Origin of the sequence: Streptococcus oralis (genome assembly GCF_001578945.1) — a bacterium.
In the GTDB taxonomy this organism is placed as follows: Bacteria; Bacillota; Bacilli; order Lactobacillales; family Streptococcaceae; genus Streptococcus; species Streptococcus oralis_Q.
Window position 1 is genome coordinate 115,632 of the sequence record NZ_KQ969552.1, and the last position, 3,461, is coordinate 119,092.

Genomic DNA, 3,461 nt, shown 5'->3' on the forward strand with positions numbered 1-3,461 from the left:
TATGACGATAGCCAGTCTTTAATGCTTCTAAAACGGCTTGGTAGGCTACCTCTCCATTTTCAGCTTTCCATGTTCCAAATCCTAGAACGGGAATTGAAACTCCATTATTTAATTGGTAATTTTTCATTCTATTTCCTTTCACATACAAGAAAATCTAAAGAGATTGTTCTGGGAAACCTGACAGTTCTCTCTAGATTTTATACTTATTGAGCACGATCATAGTAAATCTCATGTACCTTTAAGCGACCGTTAAGTAGCTCTGGGACAGTTACAAATTCATACCCTTCACCCTTCAGATACTCAATAACTTTAGGTAAACAATGAACCGTTGCTTCATGAATATCGTGCATTAGAATGATGGAACCATTGCGTGCCTGATGCTGAATCTCTGTCAAAATAGATGTTTCATTTCTACTCTTCCAATCCAAACTATCTACATTCCACATGATAAAACTCAAATCCAGACTATTACGAATATCATCTGTAATCGCTCCGTAAGGGGGGCGCATAAGTTTAGAACTCGAACCTAAAACCTTGGTCAAGGCATCTTCCGTATCCGTGATTTGTTTTTTAGCATCTTCAAGAGACAATTTAGAAAGAACGGGATGATCCCAGCTATGGTTTCCCACAACATGTCCTTCCGATTTCATTCGTTTCAGAAGTTCTTCATTACCCGCGATATTTTTACCAAGTACAAAGAAGGTCGCCTTTACATTGTACTTAGCTAATGCATCCAAAGCTTGCGTAGTTGTAGATGGATTTGGGCCATCATCAAAGGTCAAGGCTACAACTTTTTTATTTTTCTGAGCAAAGTAAGCTTGGTAAAGTTCAGCATCCTTTTCTAATAGATAAGAGGACTCCAGCACATCAAAGAAACTGGATATTGGTAAAGCAATTTCCTCCAGAGTCTCCTCTAGGGCAGCAGGATAAAGGATGATTTGACTATCTTTATAATCAAAGCTCCATGACGACAAATCTTGGTCTGTAAAGTTTTTTAGGACCTGATCCATTTTTGTCTGGTCAAGTTTCTTATCTTCTAGAGTTGATTTGATTTGACTCAGTAAAAGTTCCTTAGCTTTACTTGCATCTTTAAAAAGTTTACTTAGGTCAAAAACTTGCCCGTCTTCTGTCAAGAAAACTTTTCCTAAAGAAATCTTTTCCTTTTCCTCCACTTTTGAAGCAGACAGATCATAGACTTGCTTACTGATATTGCGAGCAACAATTCCCTTTAAAACTGGATCCAACTGCTCAGCATAATAAAAGACCAAATCTTCTTTATCTTCCAGCTTTTCTTTGATATCCTGGCTAATCTTTTCTCTAACAGGTGCAATTACTTCCTCCCCTTGAAGGGAATAATAGGCAATCACCTCAGCCTGCCCTTTTCGGAAATGGTCTCTCTGACTACCTGCGTTGAACTGCTGATCTTTTTCGTTTTTTAAGGTTTCAATTTTCTGTTCATAGGACTGTTTCTGCAAAATCTTGTACCCAAGCATGCTACCTAAGCAGATCATAGTAAGACCTAAAATACCTACTAAAGCAAGTAATACATTTCTCTTTTTATCGTAGAAAATACGCTTCTCACTATTTTTTTTCATACCTCCATCATATCAAATCGGAACTATAATTTCAATGATAAATCGATATTCTTCTATTTTTAAAAGAAATAATAAAAAATCCACTTTGGGGATTATGTACTGACCCCCAAAAGTTGGACAAATAATTATTGAAAGGATTTAGTTCTGTATTGCACAGGGCTAAGTCCTTTTAGTTTGACTTTGATTCGTTTGTTGTTGTAATAATCAATATAGTTTACAACAGCTTGTTCCAATTGCTTAATTGACTGAAACGTCTCCTCATAACCGTAAAACATCTCAGACTTAAGAATTCCAAAGAAGGACTCCATCATACCGTTGTCTGGACTATTCCCCTTACGTGACATGGAAGGCTGAATACCTTTACTCTCTAAAAAGCGATGATAATACTGGTGTTGGTATTGCCAACCCTGATCACTATGTAGAATAGTGTTCTCATAGTATTCTTCTGTGAAGGCCTGCTCTAACATCATTTTCATTTGTTCCAAGTTCGGTGTGGTAGAAAGATTATAGGCAATAATTTCGCTGTTAAAGCCATCTAAAACTGGTGATAAGTAAAGCTTTTGAGTACTTGCTGGAATGGCAAATTCTGTCACATCTGTGTAGCACTTTTCCATTGGTTTGGATGCTTCAAATTGGCGTTGAATAAGGTTATCTGCTTTCTTGCCAATCTCTCCTTGATAAGAAGAATACTTCCGTTTACGACGAATTCGAGCACTTAAACCAAGGATTTTCATCAAGCGTTGAACTTTCTTATGATTGACCGCATAACCACGATTCCTTAATTCTAAATGGATTCGGCGATAGCCATAATTTCCTTTGTGCTCAGTAAAAATAGCTTGAATTTCAGCTTTAAGATCTTTATCTTTGTCAAGCCCATCTAGTTCCTTCAACTGATAGTAGTAAGTTGAGCGAGGTAAACGAGTCACTTCAAGAAGTAAATCTAGTCGAAATCCTCCTGAAGCCATTTCTCTAATTGTCTCTGCCTTTCTCGCTGTATGGCTTCGTCCCTGTCTTCCAGCTCTTTTAACTTTTTTAAGTAAGCCACCTCAGTCCGTAAGCGTTCATTCTCCTCTTGGAGTCGCTCTAGTTCTGTCATTTCTTCCCAAGTTTTCTTCCGTTTACGTCCCATTTTAGGTACTCTCCCTCTTGTTTTCTCAACAATAGTATACCCGTTTTTCTTGTATTGTGCCAGCCAATTTGAAAGCATCCCACTACTTGGAAGAGCATAATCAAGACTAACACTTCTAAGTGAACAACCTCCAAGCAGAACTTTATCTATCATTGCTTGTTTTAGTTCTGGAGAATAATAACGATTCTTCCCTTTTTTGATGATTTCTATTCCGTAATGGTCAATTAATTTCACCATATACTTTAGACTAGAAGCATCCACACCAAATCTTTTTGAAAGCTGTTTGAAGCTTTGTCCTTGTTTTATTAGTTCATAGATTTGAACTTTATCTTCATAACTCAATTTCATAATAAAACACCCCAAAAGTTAGATTTTTTCTGTCTAACTTTGGGGGCGCAGTTCATTATGGAGCCTTTTTGAGTGTAGAAAAAAGTCCCATATGACCTATAATGAAAAGCAACCAAACTCACATTAGAAAGGATTCACATGGAACTACTTAAGAATACAACAGATTTAAAAGGAAAACTTGCCTTCATTGCGCAGGATTACCATACACGAAAGGGAATCACCGTTCTTGAAAATAACAGACAGGCAACCATCAAGAACTACTTTTTCCTAAGGCAAAGATTATTCTCGATAGATTTCACATTATCCAGCATTTGAATCGGGCTATGATGACGACCAGAATTGCCATTATGAAGGAATTTGATAGACGCTCTCTCTCCCATCAAGTCAGG

The 3,461-nt window shown here is 37.2% G+C and carries 2 protein-coding genes and 2 pseudogenes; 1 reads left to right on the forward strand and 3 read right to left on the reverse strand.

The genetic code is table 11. The features are described from left to right. The 3 genes and pseudogenes from SORDD16_RS11155 to SORDD16_RS10670 all read right to left on the reverse strand — a co-directional run. Nucleotides 1-127, reverse strand: a pseudogene (locus SORDD16_RS11155) (aldo/keto reductase); the annotation flags it as partial. Nucleotides 128-203: 76 nt separating this feature from the next. Beyond that, nucleotides 204-1,595 (reverse strand): peptidoglycan-N-acetylglucosamine deacetylase PgdA, encoded by a 1,392-nt coding sequence (gene pgdA / locus SORDD16_RS05980; RefSeq protein ID WP_061452727.1) that lies wholly within the window; start codon nt 1,593-1,595, stop codon nt 204-206. A gap of 125 nt (nt 1,596-1,720) precedes the next feature. Then, nucleotides 1,721-3,072 (reverse strand): IS3 family transposase gene (locus SORDD16_RS10670; protein WP_128973484.1). Its coding sequence is split into 2 segments (ribosomal slippage): nt 1,721-2,631 and nt 2,631-3,072, totalling 1,353 coding nucleotides; the frame shifts between segments, so codons are not numbered across the junction. A 168-nt stretch (nt 3,073-3,240) separates the two neighbouring features. Here SORDD16_RS10670 and SORDD16_RS10675 point away from each other — a divergent pair. Continuing rightward, nucleotides 3,241-3,461 (forward strand): annotated as a pseudogene (locus SORDD16_RS10675) (transposase); the annotation flags it as partial.